We start from the raw sequence: 24,245 nt of genomic DNA, 5'->3' as shown, positions 1-24,245 counted from the left end.
TCCTCAAGCCAGCAGGATGAAGGCCCAGAAGGCCACGGTCAGCACAACGCCGCCAGCCATCGAGATGACCGACCAGTTGCGATTGGTGTCGAGCTCGTATCCCGCGCCAAGGTCCAGCACGAAGTGACGCAGGCCGGAGCACATGTGGGTGAAGAAAGCCCAGGTCAGGCCGATCAGCACCAACGTACCATACCAGCTGCCAGCGTGCCCGGCGAAGCTTTCGTAGGCTTCCGGCCCCGCTGCCAGCGATCCCAGCCACCACAGCAGCACGCCCAGCCCGACGATGGCCATGCCGTCGCCGGAGACGCGGTGCAGGATGGATACCGCCATGTGCGGCCCCCATTTCCAGATTTGCAGGTGCGGTGAAAGCGGGCGATTTGCCATGTAACGTCCCATTGCGTGTATGTGAGCCCCAAGGTTCGTGCCCTCCCTCTAGCGATTGTGACGCGCGTTACAAGCGGCCCTTCGGGCAGGTCGTGCATAAATCGGCGGGCATTTCCTGCCGCATTTCCTGCACTTTCCCCGCGGCTTGCCCCCCGCTATGACAGTCGGCCATGACCAATATTCTCGTAACCGGCAGCAGCAGGGGCATCGGCCAGGCGATAGCGGACCAGCTGGCAGAACGCGGCTGCAACGTGATGGGCCACGCCACGCGGGCCATCGATTCGCGCACCATCGCCGCCGACTTCGCCGATCCGCCGGCCCCGCAGATGCTCTGGCAGGAAGCGCTGGACCGGCTGGACGGCCGGATCGACGTGCTGGTGAACAATGCCGGACTGTTCGAGCAGATACCCCTCGTCGCCAGCGACATCGAATGGCTGGACAGGTGGGAGGACACCCTGCGCATCAATCTCACCGCCGCAGCCCAGCTCAGCCGGTTCGCCGTGCGCCACTGGCAGGAGCGCGGCAGCGGCGGCCGCATCGTGCACATTGCCAGCCGCGCGGCCTATCGCGGAGACAGTCCGGCGCACTGGCACTACGCCGCAGCCAAGGGCGGCATGGTGGCGATGCACAAGACCATCGCGCGTGGATATGCTGCGGAAGGGATCCTCTCCTTCGCTATCACTCCGGGCTTCACCGACACATCCATGGCGGGCGACTACCTGGAGAGCCGCGGCGGCCCCGGCCTGCTGGCCGATATCCCGCTGGGCCGCGTGGCGGAGCCGGAGGAGATCGCCGATATCGCCGTGTTCTGCTCTCTCGACGCACCGCCCAGCATGACCGGCGCGGTGATCGACGCCAATGGTGCCAGCTATGTCCGCTAGACTTGTCGCCCTCTTCGCCAGCTTGTCGCTGGCTGCCTGCGTCGCCCCGCAGCCGCCGGTGCCGCGCACCAGCGCCGCCACGCTGGACTCCGCGCGCGCCAATGCAGGCGACGGCTCCGCATGGGCACAGGAATGCACCGATTGGGACGAATGGGACAAGCGCGCCCAGCCCTTCCGCGTGTACGGCGACACCTATCACGTGGGCACTTGTGGCATTTCCGCCGTGCTCGTCGCCGGGCCCGAGGGCCACGTGCTGATCGACAGCGGCACCCGCAACGGCGCGCGGGTGGTGCTGAGCAATATCCGCACGCTGGGTTTCCAGCCGCAGAACCTGCGCGGCGTGCTGACCAGCCACGAGCATTTCGACCATGTCGGCGGGCTGTGGTGGGTTCACCAGAACACCGGCGCGCCCGTTTACACATCGCCCGAAGCGCTGGAAGTGATCGAAAGCGGCGAGGAGCATCCCGAAGACCCGCAATTCGGCATGCACGATCCCATGCATCCCGTGCCGCGCGCCGTCGTGTCCGCCGTTACGCCCGGCAGGCCTGTCGAAATCGCCGGGCTTACCTTCAAGCCCATTGCCACGCCCGGCCATACGCCCGGTGCGCTGACGTGGCAGTGGGAAAGCTGCGAGGCAGGCGATTGCAAGAACATCGTCTATGCCGACAGCCTCTCCGCAATCAGCGCCGACGGCTATCGCTTCACCGATCATCCGGACTACGTGCAGGCATTCCGGGATGGCCTTGCCCGGCTCGCCGCGCTCGACTGCGACGTGCTCCTCACCCCGCACCCCTCCGCCAGCGGCATGCGCGACAAGTTGCTGGCAAGTGACTGGCAAAGCGGTATGACCTGCGCCGCCTACGCCGCAGACAGGCTGCGTGTGCTGGAGGAACGCCTCGCAATGGAATCCGCGCAATGAGCTGGAAATTGTCCGCCCTCGCCTCGAAGGCGCAGGTCGATGCGGCGCTGGACCGGTGCGACCAAAGCATCGGCTGGGACGAGAACATCGTCCTCACCGCATACGAGGTCGATCCCAACGAGCCCGACGTCTGGCGGCTGGAAGCCTATACGCAGGGCAAGCCCAGCGAAGCAGAGCGCAAGGCCCTGCACGAATTGTTCGACGAGCCGGTGCCGGCGATCCTCGCGGAGAAGCTGCCCGACACCGACTGGGTCAGCGAGAGCCAGAAGGGCGTGGAGCCCATCCGCGCAGGCCGCTTCCGCGTGCGCACGCCCGATCACGCCGCGCTGGGTGATCCTTCGCTGACCGAATTCGTCATTCCCGCAGCGCAGGCATTCGGCACCGGACAACACGAGACGACCGCCGGTTGCCTCGAAATGCTGCATATCATGAAAGCGCAGGGGCTTCTGCCGGGCAAGGTGGCCGATATCGGCACCGGCACCGGGCTCCTCGCCTTTGCCGCGATGGACCTGTGGCCGCTGGCCTTTGCCACGGCGAGCGATATCGATCCGGTGTGCGGCCCCGCCGTCGTGACCAATTGCGAGTTGAACCACATCCCCCTCGGCACCGATCGCGGCCAGCTGGCCATGGTGATCGCGGACGGGATGGACGACCCTGCCTTGCAGGCGCGCGCACCTTATGACCTGCTGATCGCCAACATTCTCGCCGGGCCGCTGATTGACATGGCGAACGATTTTGCCGGGGCCGTGGCGCCGCGCGGCAGCATCCTGCTGGCGGGTCTGCTGGAAAAGCAGGAAGAGAGCGTGCGCGCCGCCTATCGCCGGGCGGGCTTCCGTCTGCACCGGCGCATCGTGAACGGGGACTGGAGCATCCTGTGGCTGCGGCATCGGTTCCAGGGATAGGGCGCCGCCTGCTGCGCATTGCGCTGATCGTGCTCGCAGCACTTCTGGCGCTCGTCGTGGGCTATCCGCTTGCCGCATGGGTCGGCAGTTCGATCCCCGGCCACGAGACGGTAAAGAGCGAGGCCGCAGCGGCGCAAACCGTCACCATCATGGTGGAAACCAACGGCACGCATACGGGCATCATCGTACCCGTCGTGTCCGCCAGCAAGGACTGGCGCGAGACCTTTCCCAGCGCTTCCCAGCCGGACGAACACGGACGGATGCCCACGCACCTATCGATCGGCTGGGGCGAGCGCGAGGTCTTCCTGAACGTGCCCACCTGGGGCGACCTGAAAGCCAGCACCGCGCTGCGCATCGCCACGGTGGGCGGCGATCCGCTGATGCGGGTGAGCCATTACGTGCGCCCCGGCGCGGGCCCGAACCATCGCCCTGTCGAGATTTCGCTGGTCCAGTATCAACGACTCGTCGCGGCCATAGAAGATGCGCTCCCTTCCATCCCTTCCGGTAAGACGCGCCAGGTTCTTTCCGGCACCTATGTCAATGATGCCTATTACGAAGCCGAGGGCAGCTACACCCTCGCCAACACCTGCAACACCTGGGTCGGCAATACCCTGGCCGAAGCGGGGATAGAGATGGGCCTGTGGACGCCGTTCGCCGGCGGGGTGATGAAGTGGATACCCGAGCCCGGCACGGCAGGAAACCGCGAGACCTAAGGGTTAATACCGGTATTACCCTGGCATGTTTCGCCATTGCCGCACGGTAGTGTCATCTGTAAGCCCCGCCGCAGGGGTCAGCAACCATTGACGGGGCAAGATTGCAATGACGGAACGCGACGCGCAGCGGCACGGCATTTCCGTTATCGGCAAGATGCGCACCGGCACGGGCAAGCGCGACGTGACGATCGTGGATCTGTCGGAGCGCGGCTGCCGCATCTTCGACCGGATGGGATTGCTGACTCCGGGCAAGACCGTCACTATTAAGATCGGCCCGGTTGGTCCTATCGATGCGACCATCCGCTGGCAGGAAAGACCCTACGCCGGGCTGCTCTTCGATAACCCGCTCTACCCCGCCGTGCTGGATCACATCCGCGCACATTTCGACTTGCGCGAACTCGGTAGGGGCGAAATCGACAGGCCCGGTGGTTGAACCCTTTTCCGGCGCGGAACCTGCGAGCCTCGCCAGCGATTACCCTTGCATACCCTCCCCAATGCAAGAGTGACCTATCATGACGAAGACCCTGCTCATCACCGGAGCCTCCACCGGCATCGGCGCGGCCACCGCGCGCGCCGCTTCCACGGCCGGATGGAACGTGGCGCTGCTCGCCCGGTCCGAGGACAAGCTGGAAACGCTGGCCGGCGAAATCGGCGACGCCGCCCTCGCCCTGCCCTGCGACGTGACGGACCGTGACGCCGTGAACGAGGCGGTGGCGAAAACCGTCGATCACTTCGGCGGTCTCGACGGCGTGTTCGCCAATGCCGGAAAGGGCGTGGACAATCCGGGCGTGGAGAACGGCGATCCCGCCGAGTGGCATGACATGATCCACCTCAACATCCTGGCCGTGCTCTACACCGCCCACGCCACCCTGCCGCACCTGCGAAAGACCAAGGGCATGTTCGTGGTCACCGGCTCCAAGGCAGGACGCGATCACATGAAAGGCTCGATCTACGGCGCGACCAAGTGGTTCGTGCATGGCTTTGCCGGAAATCTGGCCGAGGAAATGCGCGAATGGGGTGGCCGCTGCACCGTCATCTCGCCGGGCATGGTGGACACGCCCTTCTTCGACGAGGGCAAGCCCACCAAGCTGCAGCCGGAGGATATCGCCGACGCCGTGGTGTTCGCGCTGGGCCAGCGGGACACGTCCTGCGTGCGCGAAATACACCTTATGCCGAACGACTAGGTCAGCCAGCTGCGGCGACGATGGCGGCCCAGCCCGCCTCGTCGATCACCTCGATTCCCAGTTCCTCGGCCTTCTTCAGCTTGGACCCTGCGCCCGGTCCTGCCACCAGCAGATCCGTCTTCGCGCTGACCGATCCGCTGGCCTTCGCGCCCAGCCGTTCGGCCTGCGCCTTGGCCTCGTCGCGGCTCATGGTCTCCAGCTTGCCGGTAAACACCACCGTCTTGCCCGCAACGGGGGAGTCCATCGTCTCCACCTCATAACGCGGCGGAGAGACTTCGGAGAGCAGGTCTTCCCAGACGGTGCGGTTGTGCTCCTCGTGGAAAAAATCGCCCAGCGCCTCTACCACGGCGCTGCCGATGCCATCAATGCTGGTGAGCGCGGCGGCGGCATCCTCGTCGCCCGCGCGCGCCTGCTGCGCCGTTTCGCGCAGGGTCGGCAGATCGTGGAAGTTCTTCATCAGGTCGCGCGCCGTAACCGCGCCGACGTGCCGGATGCCGAGGCCGAACAGGAGCCGCGCGGCATCGGGCTCGCGCTTCGCCTCCACGCTCGCGAGCAGGTTGTCGACCGACTTTTCCTTCCAGCCTTCCAGCCCGAGCAAGTCATCGCGGCGTTTGTGCAGGCGGAAGATCGCGGCAGGTCCTTCGTCAAGCCAGCCGTGGTCCATGAACTCGGCGATGGTCTTCTCGCCCATCCCCTCAATATCCAGCGCGGCGCGGCTGACGAAGTGCTTCAACCGCTCGAACTGCTGCGCCTTGCAGATGAGGCCGCCGGTGCAGCGCACGTCGACTTCGCTCTCCTCGCTCACGGCTTCGCTGCCACAGACGGGGCATTCGGCGGGGAAGTCGAACGCTGGCCGGTCTTCGTCGCGGGTCAGGTTCTCCACCACCTGCGGGATGACGTCGCCGGCGCGCTGGATCACCACGCGGTCGCCGGGGCGCACGCCCAGCCGCGCGATCTCGTCGCGGTTGTGCAGCGTGACATTGGTGACGGTAACGCCGCCCACCAGCACCGGGGCCAGCCGCCCGACAGGCGTCAGTTTGCCCGTGCGGCCTACCTGAATATCGATGTTTTCCAGCGTCGTCTCTGCGCGCTCTGCGGGAAACTTGTGCGCCATCGCCCAGCGCGGCGCTTTCGCCACGAAGCCGAGGCGCTTCTGCCAGTCGAGGCGGTTGACCTTGTAGACCACTCCGTCGATCTCGTAGGGCAGGTCCGCCCGGCCTTCGGAAATGCTGCGATAATGCTGCAGCATATCGTTCACATTGCTGCACAATTTGAGATCGGGCGAGATGGGCAGGCCCCATGCCTCGATCCGCCGCATCACGTCCAGTTGCGTATCGCCCGGCACTTCGCTTGCCGCGCCCCAGCCATGCGCCCAGAAGCGCAAGGGACGCTTGGCGGTGACGCTGGCGTCCTTCTGCCTGAGCGACCCTGCCGCTGCGTTGCGCGGGTTGGCGAACAGCTTGTCGCCCGCTTCCTCCTGCGCAGCATTGAGCGCAGCAAAGTCTTCTTTTGCCATGTAAACTTCGCCGCGCACCTCGAAGACCTCGGGCACATCGTCACCGCTAAGCTGCTGCGGAATATCGGCGATATGCGCGACGTTCGGCGTGACGTTCTCGCCCACCTGCCCGTCCCCGCGCGTGGCGGCGAGCACCAGCTTGCCGTTCTCGTATCGCAGCGAGCAGGAAAGCCCGTCGATCTTGTCTTCTGCCGTGAAAGCCACCGGCTCGTCCTCTGCCAGTGACAGGAAGCGGCGCACGCGGGCGACGAATTCCTCCACCTCCTCGTCCGAGAAGGCGTTGTCGAGGCTCATCATGCGAACCTCGTGAGTCACCTTGGAGAGCGGCGAGGCGCTGACGTCGTGCCCCACATCCCTGCTAGGCGAATCCTCGCGCACAAGATGCGGGAATTGCTCTTCCAGTTCGGCGTTGCGCCTCACCAGCGCATCGTATTCCGCGTCGGAGATCTCGGGATCGTCCTCCGCGTGGTAGAGCCGGTTGTGCTTCGCGATCTGCCTTGCCAACCGCATCAGTTCGTTGGCAGCCTCGGCTTCCGTAATGGTCTCGCTCACTCCGCGATGATCCTCATGTCGCGGGTGAACTGCCATGCCCTTCCGCCCCAGTCGCCGCGATAGAGATAGCTCATCGAATTTGCCTCGCTGGAGCGATACCCGGCCCATGCGCTGCACGACGTTTCGCTGGCGCAGGTAAAGTTGTGCACCGTGAACACGAGCGCGGGCTGCTCCGTTTCCGCATCGCGCCAGCCGTTGTCTGTGCGGACGCAGCGCGTCATCGGGGCGAGTTGCGGGAAGCGGGCGATCAGCGCCACCTCCTCGCCTGGTGGCAGCGCTTCTTCCTCACGCCCGTCGTGCCAGCTGGCGCAGACGGTGGGCGGGTTGGTGATGTCGGACGAGAAATATCCGCCCAGCACATGCTCCAGCATGGCGAGGCGGGGCGCGTCCTTCTGCGCGGCCAGCGGCGGCAGCGGATCGGTAGAGGCCTCGCCATCCTGTGCAGGAGTCATGCACCCTGCCAGCAACAGCACCGCGATCGGCAGAAATCCTCTCATCATACTCCCTCCAGCAAGCGATCCGCCTGTGCGCGTGCCTCGTCGGTGATTTCCGCACCCGAGAGCATTCGCGCGATCTCTTCCTGCCGCCCGCCTTCGTCGAGCAGCGCGACCGAGGTCTTCGTTACCGTTCCCGACGATGCCTTGGCGATCATGTAGTGCGTGCGGCCACGCGCGGCGACCTGCGGGCTGTGCGTCACGGCCAGCAGTTGCCCACCGTCCCCGGCCAGCCGCGCCAGCCGCTCGCCGATCGCAGAAGCGACCGCGCCGCCCACGCCGCGGTCGATCTCGTCGAAGATGACAGTCGCCGCCCCGCCCTGCTCCGCCAGCGCCACTTTCAGCGCCAGAATGAAGCGGGACAATTCACCGCCCGATGCGATCTTGGTGAGCGGAGCGAAGTCGGCACCGGGGTTGGTGGCGATCAGGAATTCGACCGAGTCCATCCCTTGCGGACCCCATTTCTCTTCCGGCTGCTCCGCCACGGCCGTCCTGAATCGGGCTGCATCCAGTTTCAGCGGCGCGAGTTCTGCCGCAACCGCCTCGTCCAGTTGCATGGCGGCAGACACGCGGGTTCCATGCAGCGCTTCGGCCCGCGCGTGGTAAATCTCGTGCGCAGTCCGCTCTGCCCTTTCAAGGTCGGCCAGATCTGCATCGCCCTGCTCGATGGCATCGAGCTTTGCGCGAAGAGAGCGCATCACTTCGGGCAGGTCGTCCACCTGGCAGCTGTGCTTGCGCGCCAAGGCACGCAGCTCGAACAGGCGCTGCTCGATACGGTCCAGTTCCAGCGGATCATGTTGCAAGGCCTCGCCCGCGGCCTGCAACTTGTCCTCCGCCTCGCCCGCCTCGATCACCGCGCGGTCCAGCGCCGCCAGTGCCTCGGCCAGCAGGGGGTGCTCGGGCGCGATGCGGTCCAGCTTGCGGGCGGCCACGCGCAGGGAGGCGAGCGGCGATTCCGATCCGTCCCATACGGTGCGAAGGTCTTCGAGGTCTCCCGCCAGCTTCTCGCCCTTCTGCATGTCGGTGCGCGCATGGGCGAGGCTTTCCTCCTCGCCTTCATGCGGCTCGATGTTCGTGAGTTCGGAAAGGTGCGCCAGCAGCAGGTCCTGATCGGCTTTCGCCTGTTCTATCGCCTCGCGTGCATCTGCCAGCTTCTCGCGCGCCTTGCGCCAGTCTTCCCACGCGGCAGAAACGCCTGCCACATCTGCATTGGCATAGCGATCGAGCAGGGCGCGGTGGCCGCGCGGATTAACCAGGCCGCGATCATCGTGCTGGCCGTGCAGCTCCACCAGCGCGGCAGAAAGCGCGCGCAACAGAGCAACGCCGACGGGCTGATCGTTGACGAAAGCCTTCGATCCGCCGTCGGCTTTCAGGCGGCGACGGATGATGAGCGGTTCGCCCGGCTCCACGTCCACCTCCGCCTCGTCCAGCGCCTCTTTCACCGGGACGGGCAGCGCGCCGAATTCGAATGTCGCGGTAACACTCGCCTGTTCTTCACCTGCGCGCACCAGCGCGGAATCGGCGCGGTTGCCAAGCACCAGACCCAGCGCGTCGAGCAGGATGGACTTGCCCGCCCCGGTTTCCCCGGTCAGCACGCCAAGCCCCGGCCCGAACGCCAGGTCGAGCGCCTCGATCAGCACGATGTTCCGGATAGAAAGAGCGGTGAGCATAGCTGCCACCGGCTTTACGTCGCCGCCCCAGCCAGCGCAACGATTGCCGCGCGGCAAAAAGTGGATGGCGACGGTTTCTTAACCATTTCCGCTCACACTGCCTTGGTAATTTAAGGTTTGGGCAATTCAGGAGGGCTAGGCCGCGATGTCGGTGCTCACCATCAGGGCATACAAGCGTTATGCGACCCGGTTGCCGGTCCAGCTGCGCCGGGATGGCCGCAAGGCTGCAAGAGGGCTGCTGATCGAGCTTTCCCAGCAGGGGGCCCGCATCAGCAACCTGGGGCGCTCCAAGTACGAGGCGGGCGACAAGGTCGTAATCGTTGCTTCCGATACCCAGATCGAGGGCACCATCCGTTGGGCGCACGATGGTCTCGCCGGAGTGCGGCTCGACCGTTCGCTGCACCTGCCGGAGATGCGCGACCTGCTGGAACTGAATCGCCGCGAGCAATCAATCGCGGACAGGCGCTACGGCACCTAGTCCGTTCATCAGGCTCACCCCCCGATGCGATCGGGCGCGTGATCCCGCATGAGTTCAAAGGCCTTCTGGTACCACTCGTTGCCGGGATAGTTGGCACCCAGCACCGCGGAATAACGCTGCGCTTCTTCCGGGATACCGAGCGCCAGGCTGGTTTCGGTGAGGCGATAGAGCGCTTCGGCGGTGTGGCTGGTGGTCTGGTAATCCTCGACCACGTTCTGGAAGCGCAGCTGCGCCGCAAGCCACTGCCCGGTGCGTTCGTAGAAGCGGCCGATCTCCATCTCCTTGCCCGCAAGGTGATCGTTGAGCAGGTCGATCTTCAGCCGGGCATCGTCGGCATAGGGGCTTTCGGGATAGCGGCGCACGATCTCGTTCATCGCCTGCAAGGCGCGCTCGGTGATCGCCTGGTCGCGCTCAATATCGCTTATCTGCTCGTAATAGCTCATCGCGATCAGGTAATAGGCATAGGGCGCGTCGCGGTTGCCGGGGTGGATCGAGAGGAAACGCGAAGCCGACTGGATGGCGGAGGGGTAATCGCGCGCGGCGTAATAGGAAAACGCGCTCATCAACTGCGCGCGGCGGGCCCACGGCGAATAAGGGTGCTGGCGCTCCACCTCGTCGAACAGACCGGCGGCCAGTTGCAGATCACCGCGGTCGAGCCGGTACTTCGCGGCAGAATAAAGCGATTCGACATCGCGCGCGACGTAGGCAAGGTCGCTCGCGCCTGTATCAGGGCCACCGCCGCAGCCGGCAAGGAGCGTTGCACCAGCCGCGCCCAGCAGCGCGTTACGGATCGAAAGCTTCACAGTCATGGCTCGCCTATAACTAGCCTTCCGCTGAACGCCAAGTGAAGTGCGATGCGCTTTGCCGCTTTGTGTTCGCGCCGTCTTCTCAAGGCGCCTGGCATTCAGAATGTTACGCGGAGTCGCCACCGGGTGTAGCATTGTTGCAACAGAAGGCGTCTCGACGTTTGTCGAATGCGATGGGCCGGTCATCGGTGTTGGCGCGAACTCGTCGAATCCTGCCGTGACCTCGTCGAGAGTCGGGTGAGCGGCCCCTCACCCTCCCCTTACTCGAATGCGTTGCCCTGGCCCGCTAGCCGTTTGCGGGCTCGGGGCACCGAAAGAGGAGGAAGACCGATGAAGACCATTTCCATCAAGGCATCCCTGGCCGCCGCACTGGTCGCAGGGGCAACGGTCGGTGCCCCCGCATTTGCCGAAGAGGGCGAGTTGGTAACTGTCAGCTACAACGACCTCAACCTGGCTACTCCCGGCGGGATCGCCGCGCTTGACCGCCGGATCGATCGCGCCGCGATGCGCGTCTGCGGCATCAAGCGCCACATGGCGCACCGCCAGTTGCCGACATCGCAGCAACGCACCTGCTACCGTGAAACACTCGACAAGCTCGAGCGGGAGGTGGCGCTCATCGTGGATCGGCGGCGCGGCGCCGGTTGACCGGGGGCGGGGTTGATCCGTCGCGCCTTCGGGAGCGGGTCGCAGGGTAAGCTGCGGCCCGCTCCACCCTCTCCAAGGCAGTTGCACCGGCTGTCCCGGGTCGATGATACAGTTCACAATGCAGGGCGACTTACCCGATGCTGCATTTGCGCCGCACCTGCCCCCGTGCATCTGTCACAAATATGCAACGCCTTTAAGTGGAAGTTGGCTTTGAAACCTTTTCGTCTGTTACTTGCAGGTTCAGGCGGGCATTAGGCTCTCTTTCCAAGGCGATCTCTCGGTCTTCTGGCCAGAAATTGCTTTTGAAAAGTGGATCCCCCACCCAACTTCACGAAAGGGACATTTATCGTGAAATTCTCAACCGCCAAAAGGCTCACCACGGCGAACCTGGCAATCGCGACCGCTCTTATCAGCGCGCCGGTTTTTGCTCAGGACGCTGGTGATGATCAGGACGAAGCACCGGTTGCGGTCTCGACTCCCGAATCTGCTGCCTCAGAAAACGCAATCGTTGTTACCGGCTCGCGTATCCGCAGCCCGGAACTGACTTCGACTGTTCCCGTCATCAACTTCGGTGGCGATGACATTTACAAGCAGTCGGAAAACAACGTCGGCGAACTGCTGAACGATCTTCCTGCCCTGCGCAGCACCTTTTCGCAGTCGAACCCCGGCCTCGGCATTGGCGTTGCAGGTCTCAACCTGCTCGACCTTCGCGGCCTCGGCATCGAGCGTACGCTCGTCCTGGTAAACGGCCGCCGCCACGTCGCTGCTGACGTCCAAGTCACGGCTTCGGCTGTCGACATCAACTCGATCCCGTCCGCGCTGATCGACCGTATCGATATCATAACGGGCGGTAGCTCGGCCGTTTACGGTTCGGACGCTATTGCCGGTGTGGTCAACTTCATCCTCAAGGATGATTTCGAAGGCATCGACCTGCGTGCAAGCGCCGGCGTTCCCGAATTCATGGAAGGTGAGAATTACCTGATCTCCGGCGTTGCCGGCATGAACTTCGGCGATGGCCGCGGTAACGTGACGATCGCTGGTGAATACACCCGTCAGGAGCGTATCTTCGCCTCCGACATTCCCGAATATCGCTTTCCGGGCGGCTTCATCCGCACGAACGTCGACCCTGCCGGTCAGCGTTCCGACGGCATTCCCGATTCGGTATTCAGCCCCACGACGACGCGTTCGGGCACCATCCACCGGTACGGCCTGATCGGCTTCCCGCAGCGCGTGGCAGACGGATCCTGCGGCGGTACGGTTCTGGGTGCTTCGACGCCCTACAACTGTAACTTCATCTTCGACGCCGCCGGAAACCTCGTTCCGCAGACCTTCGACAGCCGTTCGAGCACGTCGCAGTTCGGTGGTTTCATCGGCGGCAACGGACAGACGGGTAACGAAGACGAACTGGTCTCGGTCTATCCGGAACTGGAGCGTTACAGCGGCAACCTGCTGGCTTCTTATGAATTCTCGCCCGCCTTCGAAGTGTTCTTCGAAGGCAAGTACGTCCGTGCCGATTCGCTCGGTTCGAACTCCGGTCCGTCGTTTCTTCAATCCGTCTTCACCGGTGGTTTCAACGACCCGCGCGTTCGCGTACGTCTCGACAACCCATTCCTGAACGACGAAGCTCGCGGCATCATCCGTGAGCAGGTCCTCAAGGGCGGCTATGCGAACAACGACCTGATCGGCTCCGGCACGATCACGCCTGCGACAATCGCTGCGCTCAACGACGGAAGCTACCGTTTCGCACTGAACAAGAGCTTCCTCGATCTGGGCATTCGTGATCAGGATACCACTCGCGAAACCTATCGGGCAGTCTTGGGTGCGCGCGGCGATATCTCGTCGAACCTGAACTACGAAGTCGCATTCAACTACGGCCGTACGGACGAAGACATCGAGAACCTGGGTAACATCTTCACCCAGCGCCTCGTGCTTGCTCTGGATGCCGGCATCGATCCCGCAGACGGCCAGATCAAGTGTCGTTCGCAGTTCGATCCCGATGCAGCCTTCCCGCTTGGTGCCTTCGGCCCCAATCCGCAGCTGGCTGGCGACATCGCGGCTTGTGTGCCCTACAACCCGTTCGGCGCTCCCGATAACGCAGCTGCCCGCGATTACATCACGGCCGACGCTGGCACGAGCGGCACGCTCGAACAGTACAACGCCGTGGCGTTCATCTCGGGCGACACCAGCGGTTTCTTCGAACTTCCGGGCGGGCCGATCGGCTTCGCTGTGGGTGCCGAGTATCGTCGTGAAGAAGCCTTCTTCCGCGCTGACGAGATCATCGAGCAGAACCTGACGTTCACCAACCCGCTGCCCATCTTCGATCCGAGTGCGCTCGAAGTGAAGGAAGCCTTCGGTGAAATCAGCGTTCCGATCCTCGCCGATCGTCCGTTCTTCGAGGAATTCACCATCTCGGCTGCAGGCCGTGTGTCGGATTACAACACTGCTGTTGGCACGGTGTTCGCCTACAATGTTGGCGGCCGCTGGGCTCCGATCCGCGATCTGGCTTTCCGTGCGAACTGGGCACGTGCTGTGCGCGCGCCTAACTACACGGAAACTTCGGGTAACCTGACGCAGACCTTTGTGAACGGCTTCCGCGATCCCTGCGGTTCCAACCAGATCAACCAGGGTTCGGCCAACCGTGCAGCAAACTGCCGCGCGGAACTGGGCGCCATCCTCGACGATCCGGCCTACCAGCAGTTCGCCAACGCCAGCGCTTCAATCGAAGCGCGTTCGGGCCCGAACGCCAACCTGTTCGAGGAAACCTCGGACTCGCTGACGATCGGTGCGGTGTACCAGCCCAGCTTCCTGCCGGGCTTCTCGATCACTGCGGACTACTACGACATCACGGTGAACGACGTTATCGCTGCCGTTGGCGGTCAGACGATCGTTAACAACTGCTACGACTTGCCCGATCTGGACAACCAGTTCTGCGCAAACTTCGAGCGTAACGGTCCGACAACTGGCCCCAACGGCGAGCAACCCGGAGCGCTGCTGCAGGGATCGCTGCTGATCTCGCCGCTGAACTTCGCACAGCGTAAGCGTGAAGGTATCGACGTCGATGTCTCTTACCGTAATGCGATCAGCGAGAACGTGGTCATCAACTCGCGTCTGATCTACACGCACGTGTTCACGTCGAGCAACTTCGAAGATCCGACGAACCCGCTGTTCGAGAACCGTCTCCTCAGCGAGCTCGGCGATCCGAAGGACTCGTTCGTTTACGATCTCGACGTGACGTTCGGTGCTATCACCATCGGCTACGGTGCCCGTTACATCGGCCCGCAGCTGACCACGACGTACGAAGCGCAGTTCCCGCTGAATGACGATCCGGCTCAGAACCCCGACCAGTTCGACATCCTCGAATATCCGGAAGTTCTGTACCACGACATTCGTTTCGGCTGGGACGTCACCGACATTTCGGCCGCAGATGTCGAAGTGTACTTCGGTATCGACAACGTGTTCGACAAGCACCCGCCGCTTGGTGTCTTCGGCACCGGCAGCGGCAGCGCGATCTTCGATCCGCTGGGTCGTCGCTACTACGGCGGTATCCGCGCACAGTTCTAAGCCTACGGCTTGAACCAAAAAGGAAGGGGGGCTTCACCGCCCCCCTTTTTTTGCGCCTGCAACCGGCGCAGAATTGACTGGTCTGACTGCAGGCTATTCCCAGAAGGCCACGCTGCGGCACTCGATGCTTTCGCGCGGGTTCGGATTTGTTGCAGAGCCATCGAAGAAGGCCGAATGCGGGCAGCGCCACGTCACGTCGTGATTGCTGTCATGGAACTTGAACAGCAGCACGTCGTGCCGCTCCATCCCGGCGAAATACCACCAGCGGTGAGAAGGGTGATACGAGAAGATCGTGGCCGCCAGCAGGTTCTCTTCTCCCTCGACAGGAGCCGTCAGCGCGTCGCCTTCGGGAAACTCGTCCACCACCATCAGCGTGTTGGTCTTTTCCTCCCCACCAAAGCTCGTGCGACCGTCGCACAGCGCCAGCGGCATGTCCTGCGGCGGCAGCGAGAACGTGCGCCAGTGGCTGGTGATGAGGAAGCGGCTGAACCCCGGCCCGTCCGGAAAGGCCTGCGCATAGGTCGCCTCCGCCATGCGCTGCGCGGTCGCGGTGCTCACATCGACGTGCGCCTCCCCCGCGGGCGGTTGCAGGCCGCCCTGGTGGGTGTAGCCCTTCACTTTCTTGCTGGCGTGCTCGGACAGGTCGCCGCTGGTGCGCAGCAGCCACCCCCGCGCCACGCACTTATCAGCGTCCGTCAGGCGCAGCACGTCGGCCTCCACCTCGCGCTCGTAGATCCGCTCGACCTCTGCCTTGTCACGGAAATCGCTGACCGCGCTGGTGCTGCGGGCAATTGTGAAGCCGTGGGTATCGAGCGAAAAATGATCGCGGATCGGCATTCCATCGCGGATTATTACTTCGTGATCGGAGTAGGTGCCGGTGTTGATCTCGCGCCCCTGGCTAACATAGCGGCGGGTGACGAAATCCCCCTCGTCGACGTAGCGCATCATCGCGCGCACCGCCCTCGCCTCGTCCTCGATCGTGCCTGCTGCAACAGTGGCCATGGCTTTCCTCTTCCCGTCGTCTGTAACGCTCGTTAGGATCATGCCACGATGCCTCGCCTGCGGACAAGGGCCTAGCGCAGGGCATCGCATGGGAGAGGGAGGAACTATGGGACCGCTACCGCCGGGCGCCGACGACCGTGCCATCTGGGATATCTGGCAATCTCAGTTCACCCTGCCCGCTGTGACCGTGGCCGACGAACTGGAGCTTTTCCGCCATCTGGGCGACGCAGCAATGACGACGCCCGAGCTTGCAAAGGCCCTCGCGGTGGACGAGCGGGCCCTGGGCGTGCTGCTGGGCGGCCTCGCGGCGCTTGACCTCGTGGAGAAGCGCGACGGGCGCTGGTCCGCCACGCCACCTGCGCGCATGTGGTTGCACCCCGATGCCGAGGGCTACTGGGGCGGTTTCCTCTACCGCTTCCGCGAGAGTATCCCCATCGATGCAGACCTGATCGCCATGGTCCGCACCGGCGTTCGCCCCGATAACAAGGTGGCCGGCGGCCCCGAATGGGAACGCGGCACGATGAGCGCGGAAGTAGCCAGGCGCATATCCGACTTCATGCACGCCCATTCGATGGGGCCGGCACGCGGCGTAGCCATGCAGCCGGTGTTTTCCGAAGTGCGCTCGCTGCTGGACGTGGGCTGCGGCTCGGGCGTCTACGGCGTCGAATTCGCGCGCGCCAATCCGCGCATGGCGGTGACGCTGCTGGATCTGAAGGAAATGGTGGCCGAAGCGCAGCACCACGTCGATGCCGCAGGCCTTGCCGGTCGCGTCTCGACGTGCGGGCTGAACATGTTCGAAGAGGATTGGCCAACCGGGCACGACGCGCACTTTTTCGCCAACATCTTTCATGACTGGTCGGAGGAGACGAACGCGCTGCTTTCCCGCAAGAGCTTCGATGCTCTAGAGCCGGGCGGGCGCATCTTCCTGCACGAAATCCTGATGGACGACGACGGCACCGGCCCTTGGCAGGCCGCCAGTTTCAGCATCATGATGCTGCTGGGCACGCTGGGCAAGCAGTATACCCTCCCCGAATTTCGCGCCCTGCTGGAAGCCGCCGGGTTCCAGGACGTGCGCGCGCACCGCAGCGGTGGAGGCTACTATTCGCTCGTTTCCGCCCGCAAGCCGGGCTGAGCCGACGGCTGCCGCCCGGCGCACGCCGCCATCACGGTAAAAATCTCCTTAACGACGCTGCGAAAGCAGGTGGCAACCCACCGCATCCATCTTGCATGAGCGGCAGTGGGGACCGCCGCGTTAGTACAGGAGACTTGAACCATGGCCCATATCCAGGCCCTTCTTGCCGACGAGACCGGCGCCACGGGCATCGAATACGGCCTTCTCGCCAGCTTCATCGCCGTTGCCCTGGTGGGCAGCTTCAACGAAGTCCGCGCCGAGGTTTCGGAGATGTTCGGCCACGTCGAGGACGAATACGCCAGCGTGCAGTAGGACCGAAGCGCCGCTGCCATTTGGCGACACGGAAGGCTGAGCCGCCCTACTCTTCGCCCATCCGCAGCGCGGCAATGAAAGCCTCCTGCGGGATGCTCACGTTGCCATACTCGCGCATCCTTGCCTTCCCCTTCTTCTGCTTCTCCAGCAGCTTCTTCTTGCGCGTAATGTCGCCGCCGTAGCATTTGGCGGTCACGTCCTTGCGCAGGGCGGCGATGGTTTCGCGGGCGATGATCTTGCCGCCGATCGCGGCCTGGATCGGGATCTTGAACAGGTGGCGCGGGATCAGGTCTTTCAGACGCTCGCACATGCCGCGGCCGCGCTCCTCGGCAACGGAGCGGTGGACGATCAGGGACAGCGCGTCCACCGGCTCCCCGTTCACCATGATGTTCATCTTCACGAGGTCGCCTTCGCGCAGGCCGATCTGCTCGTAATCGAAGCTGGCATAGCCGCGGCTGATCGATTTCAGACGGTCGTAGAAGTCGAACACCACTTCGTTCAGCGGCAATTCGTAGCTCACCTGCGCGCGGCCACCGACGTAGGTCAGGTCGGTCTGGATGCCGCGCCGGTCCTGGCACAGCTTCAGGATCGCGCCGAGGTATTCGTCGGGGGTGTAGATCACCGCCTTGATCCACGGCTCCTCGATCATGTCGATGCGGTTCACGTCCGGCCAGTCGGCGGGGTTGTGGATGTCGATGACCTTGGCGTCCTCGTTCTTCGTGTGGCCAAGGTGCACGCGGTAGACCACCGATGGCGCGGTGGTGATGAGGTCGAGATCGTATTCGCGGCTGAGGCGTTCCTGGATGATTTCCAGGTGCAGCAGGCCGAGGAAACCGGCGCGGAAGCCGAAGCCCAGCGCGGCGCTCGATTCCATCTCGTAGGAGAAGGAGGCATCGTTGAGGCGCAACTTGCCGATTGATTCGCGCAGCTTCTCGAAATCAGCGGCGTCCACCGGGAACAGGCCGCAGAACACCACGGGCTGCACTTCCTTATAGCCCTTCAGCGGGGCCGTGGCGCCGTTCTTCACCGTGGTGATGGTGTCACCCACGCGGGCCTGTTCGACTTCCTTGATCTGCGCGGTGATGAAGCCGATCTCGCCCGGCCCGATCTCCGGCAGGTCGGTGCGCTTGGGCTTGAAGCAGCCGACCCGGTCGATCAGGTGCTGCGTACCGCCCTGCATGAACTTGACCTCGAGGCCCTTCCTGATGACGCCGTCCATCACGCGCACCAGGATGACGACGCCGAGGTAGGGGTCGTACCAGCTATCGACCAGCATGGCCTTGAGCGGTGCGTCACGGTCTCCAGTGGGGGCCGGAATGCGTTTCACCAGCGCTTCCAGCACGTCCTCGATGCCGATGCCGGACTTGGCGCTGGTGAGCACCGCGTCACTCGCGTCGAGGCCGATGATGTCCTCGATCTCGGCCTTCACCTTTTCCGGTTCGGCGGCGGGCAGGTCGATCTTGTTGATGACGGGCACGATCTCGTGGTCGTGCTCGATCGACTGGTAAACGTTGGCGAGCGTCTGCGCCTCCACGCCCTGCGCCGCGTCCACCACCAGCAGCGCGCCTTCGCAGGCCGCCAGCGAGCGCGACACTTCGTAGGCGAAGTCGACGTGGCCCGGCGTGTCCATCAGGTTGAGCTCGTAGGTCTCGCCGTCCTTCGCGGTGTAGTTCAGGCGCACGGTTTGCGCCTTGATGGTGATGCCGCGTTCGCGCTCGATATCCATGTTGTCGAGCACCTGCTCGCTCATCTCGCGCTCCGTCAGGCCGCCGCAGTGCTGGATCATGCGATCCGCCAGCGTGGACTTGCCGTGGTCGATATGGGCGATGATGGAGAAATTGCGGATACGGGCGAGGTCGGTCATGCCGCGCCTTTAGCCGCGTGGCGAGGGACTGTCAGCCGGAATATGCAGGCTGGACCTGCCTAACCCGCGCGAGCTGCGCCCCCGCCCACGTCCACCTGCATGAAGCGCGGCCTGCCGGATGGCGAGCCAGCGCTCCCCGCAGCTGCCGCCGCCAGGTGATGGCCGCTGCCGAGCGCACGCAAGGGCATGCCGATGGCGGCGAGCATGTAGGGCGAGACGCGGTGCCGGGTGCACAGTCCGCCCGCCCCGTCCGACACCAGCGGCACTTCGAATTCGATGCCCTGCGTCGCATCCTGCGACCGGCGCACCCGGCCCACCACGATCTGCCCCTCGCCAAGGTCCAGCACCAGTTCGGTACCGATGGGCACATCGAGCAGCCCTTCGATGCGCGCGCCGGTGCGCGAGAGGTCGCGCAGCATGGCCACGTAATGATGATCCTCGTGCACCACGCCCACGCGGCGGAAAAGCGTGCGCCGCCCCGACCTGTGCCGGGCAGGACCGACGGGCTCGTAACGCAGTTCGCCGGAGCAAAGCTTTTCCAGCACCTCCTCGTGCGAAACAGCGCGCGAGAAGATGAAGCCCTGGACGAGGTCAATATCGAGGCTGCTCACGCTAGCCAGTTCGTCCATGGCCTCCACCCCCTCGGCGGTGGTGGTCATGTTCATGGCACCGGCAAGGCTGGCGATCGCCTGGATGATGGCGGTGCCCGTCCCGCCGTCCTGCGCACACCCGCGCACGAAGCTCTGGTCGATCTTGATCTTGTCGAACGGAGCCTTGCGCAAATAGGAGAGCGACGAATAGCCGGTACCGAAATCATCGAGCGCCAGCTTCACGCCCAGTTTTCGCAATTGCGCGAACATGGCCTGCGTGCTGCCGACATCGCCCATGAAGACGGATTCGGTGATCTCCAGTTCCAGGCGCGATGGCGGCAGGCCGGACTTCGACAGCGCGGTTTTCACGACAGCGGGCAGGTCCTCGTTCAGGAATTGCCGGGCCGAGACGTTGACCGAGACCGGCAGGTCTCCGGGCCAGTGGGCGGCATCGATGCATGCCTGCTGCAAGGCCCACGATCCCAGCCCGTCGATCAGGTTGCTCTGTTCGGCAATCGGAATGAACGTGGCCGGCGAAATGGGGCCGTGCTCCGGGTGATCCCAGCGCATCAGGGCCTCGAAACCACGCACCACGTGATCCCGCGCGCCCACCTGCGGCTGGTAATGCATCTCCAGTTGCCCCGCAGCGATGGCATCGCGCAGGTCTTCCTCGATCTCCCGGCGATCTTCCGCCGTTTCTTTCAGGTCATTGGAATAAAACCGGAACTGGCCCCGACCACCACCCTTGGCGGCATAAAGCGCAAGGTCTGCCGCCTTGACGAGTTCGTCCGGCTCGATGCCGTCATAGGGCGCGATCGCAATGCCGACCGAAGTGCCGATGATCGCCCTGCTGCCGTCGATCGAATAGGGCTGCGATAGCATCTGGATCATCCGGTTCGCGCAATCGCCCAGCTTGCCGCGATCATCCATGTCGGGAACGATCAACTGGAATTCGTCACCGCCGATGCGCCCGATTTCAGAGCCTGCGGGCGCGATACGCTGCAAGCGCTGCGAAACCTGTTTCAGCAACTCGTCGCCGGCCGGATGGCCCAGCGTGTCGTTCACCTGCTTGAAACGGTCGAGGTCCAGCATCAACAACGCACAGCTGCGTTTCTCGACCTTGCTGGCATTCAGGGCCGCGGCCAGCCGCTGCGACATGCGATGGCGGTTGGCAAGCCCCGTCAGGGCATCGAAAGTGGCCAAGCGGCTCTTCCTGCGCTCCTCTTTGTAGGTCGCGGTAATATCCTGCACGATGCCGCGATAGCCGGAGAACTCGCGCTTCCTGTCGAACTGCGGACGGCCCGTCAGCAGCCACCAACTGTTTGCGCCTGTTCTCTTGCCAGCGTCTTCGCCCTCGTCCTTTAGGCCGACAACCATTTCCGTGAAGCTGGATCGCGCGCTGAGCATGAAGGAAATAGGCTTTCCCTCCCCCGGATCGTCGGGGTCCTGGATGGTCTGCACGAGGTCGGCGAGCGGTTTCCCGAATATCGCGCGATCTGGCTGGAATTGCGCCCGCGCGCGCGGCGACAGGTAGGTCAGGCGGCCACCGCTATCCGTCGCCCAGAACCAGGTGAGGTCGCTGCTTTCCAAGCTGCCGAGCAGGTCCAGCCGCTCCGCATCGCTGACAGCGGGGACGAGGGATGCGGCTTCTTCTGCATCGGGCACGCGGACAGGTTCGGCGTGCTCGCCGCCAAATCCTTTCCAGATGCCTCGTACTCCCACGTCCTGTCACCTCAAACTGCATTGCCACGTCGAAACCGGTCAATCAGCCGGCCTTGTGCATCTCGCCTGTCCTGATCGGTGCCGGCGCGGCTGCCTCGATGGCCGCGATGCGTCCCGAAGCGTCTCGCGCAAGGGCGTTCGCGAACTCCACTCCCATCCGGTCGTCCTCGCTCCATCGCGTGGTGCAGAGGACGGTGTAGGTCTGCGACAGTTGCAGCTTGAAGAGCGTGCCGACCGGCACGTGCCACAGGCCCTCGATCAGCGCACCGGTCGTGGAAATGTTGCGGATCGTACCGTTGTAGAGATGGCCGGAGTGATCGAGCACGACCTTGCGCAGCATCTTCTGGCGCGGTGCACGGCTGCACCTGGGGCCGTGAGCGATGGCTTCGAGGCCGGATGCCAGGCGCTGGCTCGCCCGCTCCGCATCCAGTGGCCGCTCGTAGATGAAGCCCTGAACGTGACTGCAACCGTGCATCCGCACCAAGTCCAGTTCGTCCATGGTCTCCACCCCCTCCGCCGTGGTCTCCATACCGAGCGAGTGTGCGAGGCTGGTGATCGATGAGATGATGGCGGCATTGCGGCTGTCTTCCTCGGTGATACCGCGCACGAAGCTCTTGTCGATCTTGATCTTGTCGAACGGCGCCTTCTTCAGGTAGCCGAGCGAGGAATAGCCCGTGCCAAAATCATCGAGCGCCAGGCGGACGCCGATGTTCTTCAGCGCCCTGAACATGGCATCGGTGTCCGCACTATCCTGTAGGAACACGGATTCGGTTATCTCCAGCTCCAGCTGCGAAGGGTGGATGCCGGTGGCGGCGATGGCGTTCGCGACGATGCCGGGCAGTTGCGGATTGGCGAACTGCAATGGCGAGACGTTCACCGCGACGCGGATTTCCTCCGGCCAGCTTGCCAGTTGCTCGCACGCCTGCCGCAGCGCCCAATCGCCAAGCTGCTGAATCATGCCCGTGTCTTCCGCGGATTCGATGAATCGCTGGGGCGAAATCCATCCCTTCACCGGATGTTGCCAGCGCATCAGCGCCTCGAAACCGGTAATGGTCTCGGTCGTGGTGGAAACCACGGGCTGGTAGAACATCTGCAATTGCCCCTTGGCCAGGGCATCGCGCAGGTCCTCCTCCATCTGCGAACGCGCTTCCGCATCGGCATGCAATTCCTGCGAATAGAAATGCGAGCGGCCGCGCCCGCCATCTTTCGCGGCATAAAGCGCAAGGTCGGCATTGCGGATGATCTCATCGCTGGTAGCGCCGTCGTCGGGCGCAATTGCGATGCCGACAGAAGCACCGATGACCACCCGCTGACCCTCGATCGTATAGGGCTGCGACAGCGAGTTGATGATTTCGCGCGCCAGATCGCCAAGCGTATCGCGTTCCACGCGGCCGGGAATGATGACCTTGAACTCGTCCCCGCCGAGGCGGCCCACCTGTCCCATCTTGCCCACGGCGCGCTGAAGCCGGGTTGCCACCTGCTTCAGCAGTGCGTCGCCCGCGGGGTGTCCCATAGTATCGTTAACCTGCTTGAACCGGTCGAGATCGAGCAGGAATACCGTGCAACTTCGATTGGTGATCTGCGGCGCGGAGAGGATCTTCTCCAGCGACTGGCTCATGGTGAAGCGGTTGGCGAGGCCGGTGAGCGAATCGTAGCGGGCCAGCCTGGTGGCATGCTCCTGGCTACGCTTGCGCTCGGTAAGGTCCGTGCCGGAGCCGCGAAAGCCGATGAAGTTGTCGAAATGGTCGTACAGCGGGCGGCCCGATACCGACCACCAGCGTTCCTCGTCCACGATCGCCGCGCGCACCGAAAGTTCGCTGAACGCAGAGCGGGCGGAGAGGTGGAACATCAGTGTCCGCTCGCTCTCCTCGCCGGTGTCGGCGAGGTCGAACAGGCGGGTCAGCGGCTGGCCGACGAGCTTGTGCGGCTTCAGCCTCAGCGCCTCGGCCACAGGCGGTGAAACGTATGTCAGGAGCGAGCGGCGGTCGGTCTCCCAGAACCAGCCCTGCCCGGTCTGCTCGTAGTCCCACAGGATGTCCTGTGCGCGGGTGTTGATGCGCTCCTGCGCGGCGCGCGTTTCTTCCAGACGCGCCTGCTCCTCCATCTCGCGGCGACTGAGGATCATGGCCAGCGTCAGCGCCATGAGGAAGCCGAGCAGCCCACCGGCGACATTGTTGTTGAAGAACATGGGCGCGTAGAGGCCGATCTGCGCGGCAACGATGCCCAGCGCGTGGCGGCGCAGGTAGATCGCCGCGATCGCAAAGGTCGCGGACGCTGCTGCGCCAAGATAGACAGGCGACAGCGTTCCTTCAGAGCCCCATGTCGTGAGACCGTAGCCTACCAGGCTCAACGGCAGCACCACGGCAACGACAAGGCCGAAGACCTGCACGGGGTAAGCGCGGGTGATAACAAGGTCGTAGACGTAGCGGCTCAGGATAAGCAGCACGATGGCGGAGGCGAAAGAGATGCTGGAAGCGAGGCCTGGCGGACCGCTGGCGACATTCGCGCAGCCGAGCACAGCGAGGAAAACCGTCAGCGGCAGGAACGGCCAGGTGCGCGGGAACAGTTGTCGCGCGGCCAGAACGTGTTCCGGCGGCAGGTTGTTCTGGCCGCGCGCGCGCTTGCGGCGCTCCTCGCTGCGCCGGTCGGCCTTTGCGCCCGACCTTTTCGGGGATGCAGCAGACGCCGCGGGGTTCGCTTCAGGCGCGCTATCCGACGAATCATCTTCGGAGTTTCGAGTATGGTCAGAGGTTTGAACGGACGCACCCGCCGCGGACTGCATCTCGACAGCCGCGGCGCGCTTTATCCGGTCAACGGCTCTGCCTGCAGTACGCTCCATGACAGCGCCATGCCAGATATCCCTTTGAGGAACGGTTAATTGCACCGCAGGACTTCGTCGTAATTTTGCCGGGTATTCA

The 24,245-nt window shown here is 64.0% G+C and carries 20 protein-coding genes; 11 read left to right on the top strand and 9 right to left on the bottom strand.

Translation table 11 applies throughout. The features are described from left to right. Positions 1 to 3 precede the first annotated feature (3 nt). Complete coding sequence (gene sdhC / locus D4Q51_RS13695; RefSeq protein WP_120078392.1) at positions 4 to 384, bottom strand: succinate dehydrogenase, cytochrome b556 subunit; 381 nt, start codon at positions 382 to 384, stop codon at positions 4 to 6. Positions 385 to 554: 170 nt separating this feature from the next. On the opposite strand from sdhC, the gene D4Q51_RS13690 reads away from it, so the two are divergent. The 6 genes from D4Q51_RS13690 (at position 555) to D4Q51_RS13665 (ending at position 4,983) form a co-directional block, all read left to right on the top strand. Beyond that, entirely contained in the window at positions 555 to 1,265 is a 711-nt protein-coding gene (locus tag D4Q51_RS13690) for an SDR family NAD(P)-dependent oxidoreductase (protein WP_120078391.1), read from the top strand. After that, complete coding sequence (gene bla / locus D4Q51_RS13685) at positions 1,255 to 2,184, top strand: subclass B3 metallo-beta-lactamase (protein WP_120078390.1); 930 nt, start codon at positions 1,255 to 1,257, stop codon at positions 2,182 to 2,184. The genes D4Q51_RS13690 and bla overlap by 11 nt, the downstream gene beginning before the upstream one ends. Beyond that, complete coding sequence (locus tag D4Q51_RS13680) at positions 2,181 to 3,086, top strand: 50S ribosomal protein L11 methyltransferase (protein ID WP_120078389.1); 906 nt, start codon at positions 2,181 to 2,183, stop codon at positions 3,084 to 3,086. Before bla ends, D4Q51_RS13680 begins: the two co-directional genes overlap by 4 nt. Beyond that, positions 3,059 to 3,799 carry a DUF2459 domain-containing protein gene (locus tag D4Q51_RS13675; protein ID WP_120078388.1) on the top strand — a complete coding sequence of 247 codons (741 nt, stop codon included), beginning with the start codon at positions 3,059 to 3,061 and terminating at the stop codon, positions 3,797 to 3,799. Before D4Q51_RS13680 ends, D4Q51_RS13675 begins: the two co-directional genes overlap by 28 nt. Positions 3,800 to 3,905: 106 nt before the next feature. After that, positions 3,906 to 4,232 carry a PilZ domain-containing protein gene (locus D4Q51_RS13670; protein ID WP_120078387.1) on the top strand — a complete coding sequence of 109 codons (327 nt, stop codon included), beginning with the start codon at positions 3,906 to 3,908 and terminating at the stop codon, positions 4,230 to 4,232. A 79-nt stretch (positions 4,233 to 4,311) separates the two neighbouring features. Beyond that, complete coding sequence (locus D4Q51_RS13665) at positions 4,312 to 4,983, top strand: SDR family oxidoreductase (protein WP_120078386.1); 672 nt, start codon at positions 4,312 to 4,314, stop codon at positions 4,981 to 4,983. A 1-nt stretch (position 4,984) separates the two neighbouring features. On the opposite strand, the gene ligA is transcribed toward D4Q51_RS13665, so the two are convergent. Genes ligA through recN form a run of 3 tightly spaced genes read right to left on the bottom strand, consistent with a single transcriptional unit; the run spans position 4,985 to position 9,215 of the window. Beyond that, complete coding sequence (gene ligA / locus D4Q51_RS13660) at positions 4,985 to 7,009, bottom strand: NAD-dependent DNA ligase LigA (RefSeq protein WP_240624812.1); 2,025 nt, start codon at positions 7,007 to 7,009, stop codon at positions 4,985 to 4,987. A gap of 38 nt (positions 7,010 to 7,047) precedes the next feature. Continuing rightward, complete coding sequence (locus tag D4Q51_RS13655) at positions 7,048 to 7,548, bottom strand: hypothetical protein (RefSeq protein ID WP_120078384.1); 501 nt, start codon at positions 7,546 to 7,548, stop codon at positions 7,048 to 7,050. Next, positions 7,548 to 9,215, bottom strand: a complete 1,668-nt coding sequence (recN, locus tag D4Q51_RS13650; protein WP_120078383.1) for a DNA repair protein RecN — start codon at positions 9,213 to 9,215, stop codon at positions 7,548 to 7,550. Before recN ends, D4Q51_RS13655 begins: the two co-directional genes overlap by 1 nt. 145 nt (positions 9,216 to 9,360) lie before the next feature. Between recN and D4Q51_RS13645 the strand changes: the two genes are divergently transcribed. Continuing rightward, complete coding sequence (locus D4Q51_RS13645; RefSeq protein ID WP_120078382.1) at positions 9,361 to 9,693, top strand: PilZ domain-containing protein; 333 nt, start codon at positions 9,361 to 9,363, stop codon at positions 9,691 to 9,693. 14 nt (positions 9,694 to 9,707) lie between these two features. Here the strand turns inward: D4Q51_RS13645 and D4Q51_RS13640 are convergent, their stop codons facing one another. Then, positions 9,708 to 10,502 carry an outer membrane protein assembly factor BamD gene (locus D4Q51_RS13640; RefSeq protein WP_120078381.1) on the bottom strand — a complete coding sequence of 265 codons (795 nt, stop codon included), beginning with the start codon at positions 10,500 to 10,502 and terminating at the stop codon, positions 9,708 to 9,710. A gap of 327 nt (positions 10,503 to 10,829) precedes the next feature. On the opposite strand from D4Q51_RS13640, the gene D4Q51_RS13635 reads away from it, so the two are divergent. Both D4Q51_RS13635 and D4Q51_RS13630 read left to right on the top strand, forming a co-directional pair. Next, the gene (locus D4Q51_RS13635) at positions 10,830 to 11,144 is read left to right on the top strand and encodes a UrcA family protein (protein ID WP_162925336.1); all 315 of its coding nucleotides are present in this window, start codon (positions 10,830 to 10,832) and stop codon (positions 11,142 to 11,144) included. A 348-nt stretch (positions 11,145 to 11,492) separates the two neighbouring features. Further along, positions 11,493 to 14,705, top strand: coding sequence for a TonB-dependent receptor domain-containing protein (locus D4Q51_RS13630; protein ID WP_162925335.1), 3,213 nt, complete (start codon positions 11,493 to 11,495; stop codon positions 14,703 to 14,705). 93 nt (positions 14,706 to 14,798) lie between these two features. Here the strand turns inward: D4Q51_RS13630 and D4Q51_RS13625 are convergent, their stop codons facing one another. Continuing rightward, on the bottom strand, positions 14,799 to 15,707 hold the full coding sequence (locus tag D4Q51_RS13625) for a CmcJ/NvfI family oxidoreductase (RefSeq protein ID WP_120078378.1): 909 nt from the start codon (positions 15,705 to 15,707) through the stop codon (positions 14,799 to 14,801). 106 nt (positions 15,708 to 15,813) lie between these two features. Here D4Q51_RS13625 and D4Q51_RS13620 point away from each other — a divergent pair, with 106 nt between their 5' ends. Both D4Q51_RS13620 and D4Q51_RS13615 read left to right on the top strand, forming a co-directional pair. Further along, entirely contained in the window at positions 15,814 to 16,839 is a 1,026-nt protein-coding gene (locus tag D4Q51_RS13620) for a methyltransferase (RefSeq protein ID WP_162925334.1), read from the top strand. 141 nt (positions 16,840 to 16,980) lie between these two features. After that, positions 16,981 to 17,151, top strand: a complete 171-nt coding sequence (locus D4Q51_RS13615; protein ID WP_120078376.1) for a Flp family type IVb pilin — start codon at positions 16,981 to 16,983, stop codon at positions 17,149 to 17,151. A 46-nt stretch (positions 17,152 to 17,197) separates the two neighbouring features. Here D4Q51_RS13615 and lepA read toward each other — a convergent pair whose 3' ends face one another. From lepA to D4Q51_RS13600, 3 genes are read right to left on the bottom strand one after another with little or no spacing between them, the layout of a single operon-like run. Then, positions 17,198 to 19,015, bottom strand: a complete 1,818-nt coding sequence (gene lepA, locus D4Q51_RS13610; protein ID WP_120078375.1) for a translation elongation factor 4 — start codon at positions 19,013 to 19,015, stop codon at positions 17,198 to 17,200. 59 nt (positions 19,016 to 19,074) lie between these two features. Continuing rightward, positions 19,075 to 21,327, bottom strand: a complete 2,253-nt coding sequence (locus D4Q51_RS13605) for an EAL domain-containing protein (protein ID WP_240624748.1) — start codon at positions 21,325 to 21,327, stop codon at positions 19,075 to 19,077. Positions 21,328 to 21,370: 43 nt separating this feature from the next. After that, complete coding sequence (locus D4Q51_RS13600) at positions 21,371 to 24,166, bottom strand: EAL domain-containing protein (RefSeq protein ID WP_240624746.1); 2,796 nt, start codon at positions 24,164 to 24,166, stop codon at positions 21,371 to 21,373. Between the last annotated feature and the right edge of the window lie 79 nt (positions 24,167 to 24,245).

The organism is Aurantiacibacter odishensis, assembly GCF_003605195.1.
In the GTDB taxonomy this organism is placed as follows: Bacteria; Pseudomonadota; Alphaproteobacteria; order Sphingomonadales; family Sphingomonadaceae; genus Alteraurantiacibacter; species Alteraurantiacibacter odishensis.
This window is presented reverse-complemented; position numbering and strand designations above follow the sequence as displayed.

Excerpts from the sequence above, each read along its gene's own strand:
- sdhC (WP_120078392.1), bottom strand. The coding sequence starts at position 384 with ATGGCAAATCGCCCGCTTTCACCGCACCTGCAAATCTGGAAATGGGGG.
- D4Q51_RS13690 (WP_120078391.1), top strand. The coding sequence starts at position 555 with ATGACCAATATTCTCGTAACCGGCAGCAGCAGGGGCATCGGCCAGGCG.
- bla (WP_120078390.1), top strand. The coding sequence starts at position 1,255 with ATGTCCGCTAGACTTGTCGCCCTCTTCGCCAGCTTGTCGCTGGCTGCC.
- D4Q51_RS13680 (WP_120078389.1), top strand. The coding sequence starts at position 2,181 with ATGAGCTGGAAATTGTCCGCCCTCGCCTCGAAGGCGCAGGTCGATGCG.
- D4Q51_RS13670 (WP_120078387.1), top strand. The coding sequence starts at position 3,906 with ATGACGGAACGCGACGCGCAGCGGCACGGCATTTCCGTTATCGGCAAG.
- D4Q51_RS13665 (WP_120078386.1), top strand. The coding sequence starts at position 4,312 with ATGACGAAGACCCTGCTCATCACCGGAGCCTCCACCGGCATCGGCGCG.
- ligA (WP_240624812.1), bottom strand. The coding sequence starts at position 7,009 with ATGCGGTTGGCAAGGCAGATCGCGAAGCACAACCGGCTCTACCACGCG.
- D4Q51_RS13655 (WP_120078384.1), bottom strand. The coding sequence starts at position 7,548 with ATGAGAGGATTTCTGCCGATCGCGGTGCTGTTGCTGGCAGGGTGCATG.
- recN (WP_120078383.1), bottom strand. The coding sequence starts at position 9,215 with ATGCTCACCGCTCTTTCTATCCGGAACATCGTGCTGATCGAGGCGCTC.
- D4Q51_RS13645 (WP_120078382.1), top strand. The coding sequence starts at position 9,361 with ATGTCGGTGCTCACCATCAGGGCATACAAGCGTTATGCGACCCGGTTG.
- D4Q51_RS13640 (WP_120078381.1), bottom strand. The coding sequence starts at position 10,502 with ATGACTGTGAAGCTTTCGATCCGTAACGCGCTGCTGGGCGCGGCTGGT.
- D4Q51_RS13635 (WP_162925336.1), top strand. The coding sequence starts at position 10,830 with ATGAAGACCATTTCCATCAAGGCATCCCTGGCCGCCGCACTGGTCGCA.
- D4Q51_RS13625 (WP_120078378.1), bottom strand. The coding sequence starts at position 15,707 with ATGGCCACTGTTGCAGCAGGCACGATCGAGGACGAGGCGAGGGCGGTG.
- D4Q51_RS13620 (WP_162925334.1), top strand. The coding sequence starts at position 15,814 with ATGGGACCGCTACCGCCGGGCGCCGACGACCGTGCCATCTGGGATATC.
- D4Q51_RS13615 (WP_120078376.1), top strand. The coding sequence starts at position 16,981 with ATGGCCCATATCCAGGCCCTTCTTGCCGACGAGACCGGCGCCACGGGC.
- lepA (WP_120078375.1), bottom strand. The coding sequence starts at position 19,015 with ATGACCGACCTCGCCCGTATCCGCAATTTCTCCATCATCGCCCATATC.
- D4Q51_RS13600 (WP_240624746.1), bottom strand. The coding sequence starts at position 24,166 with ATGGAGCGTACTGCAGGCAGAGCCGTTGACCGGATAAAGCGCGCCGCG.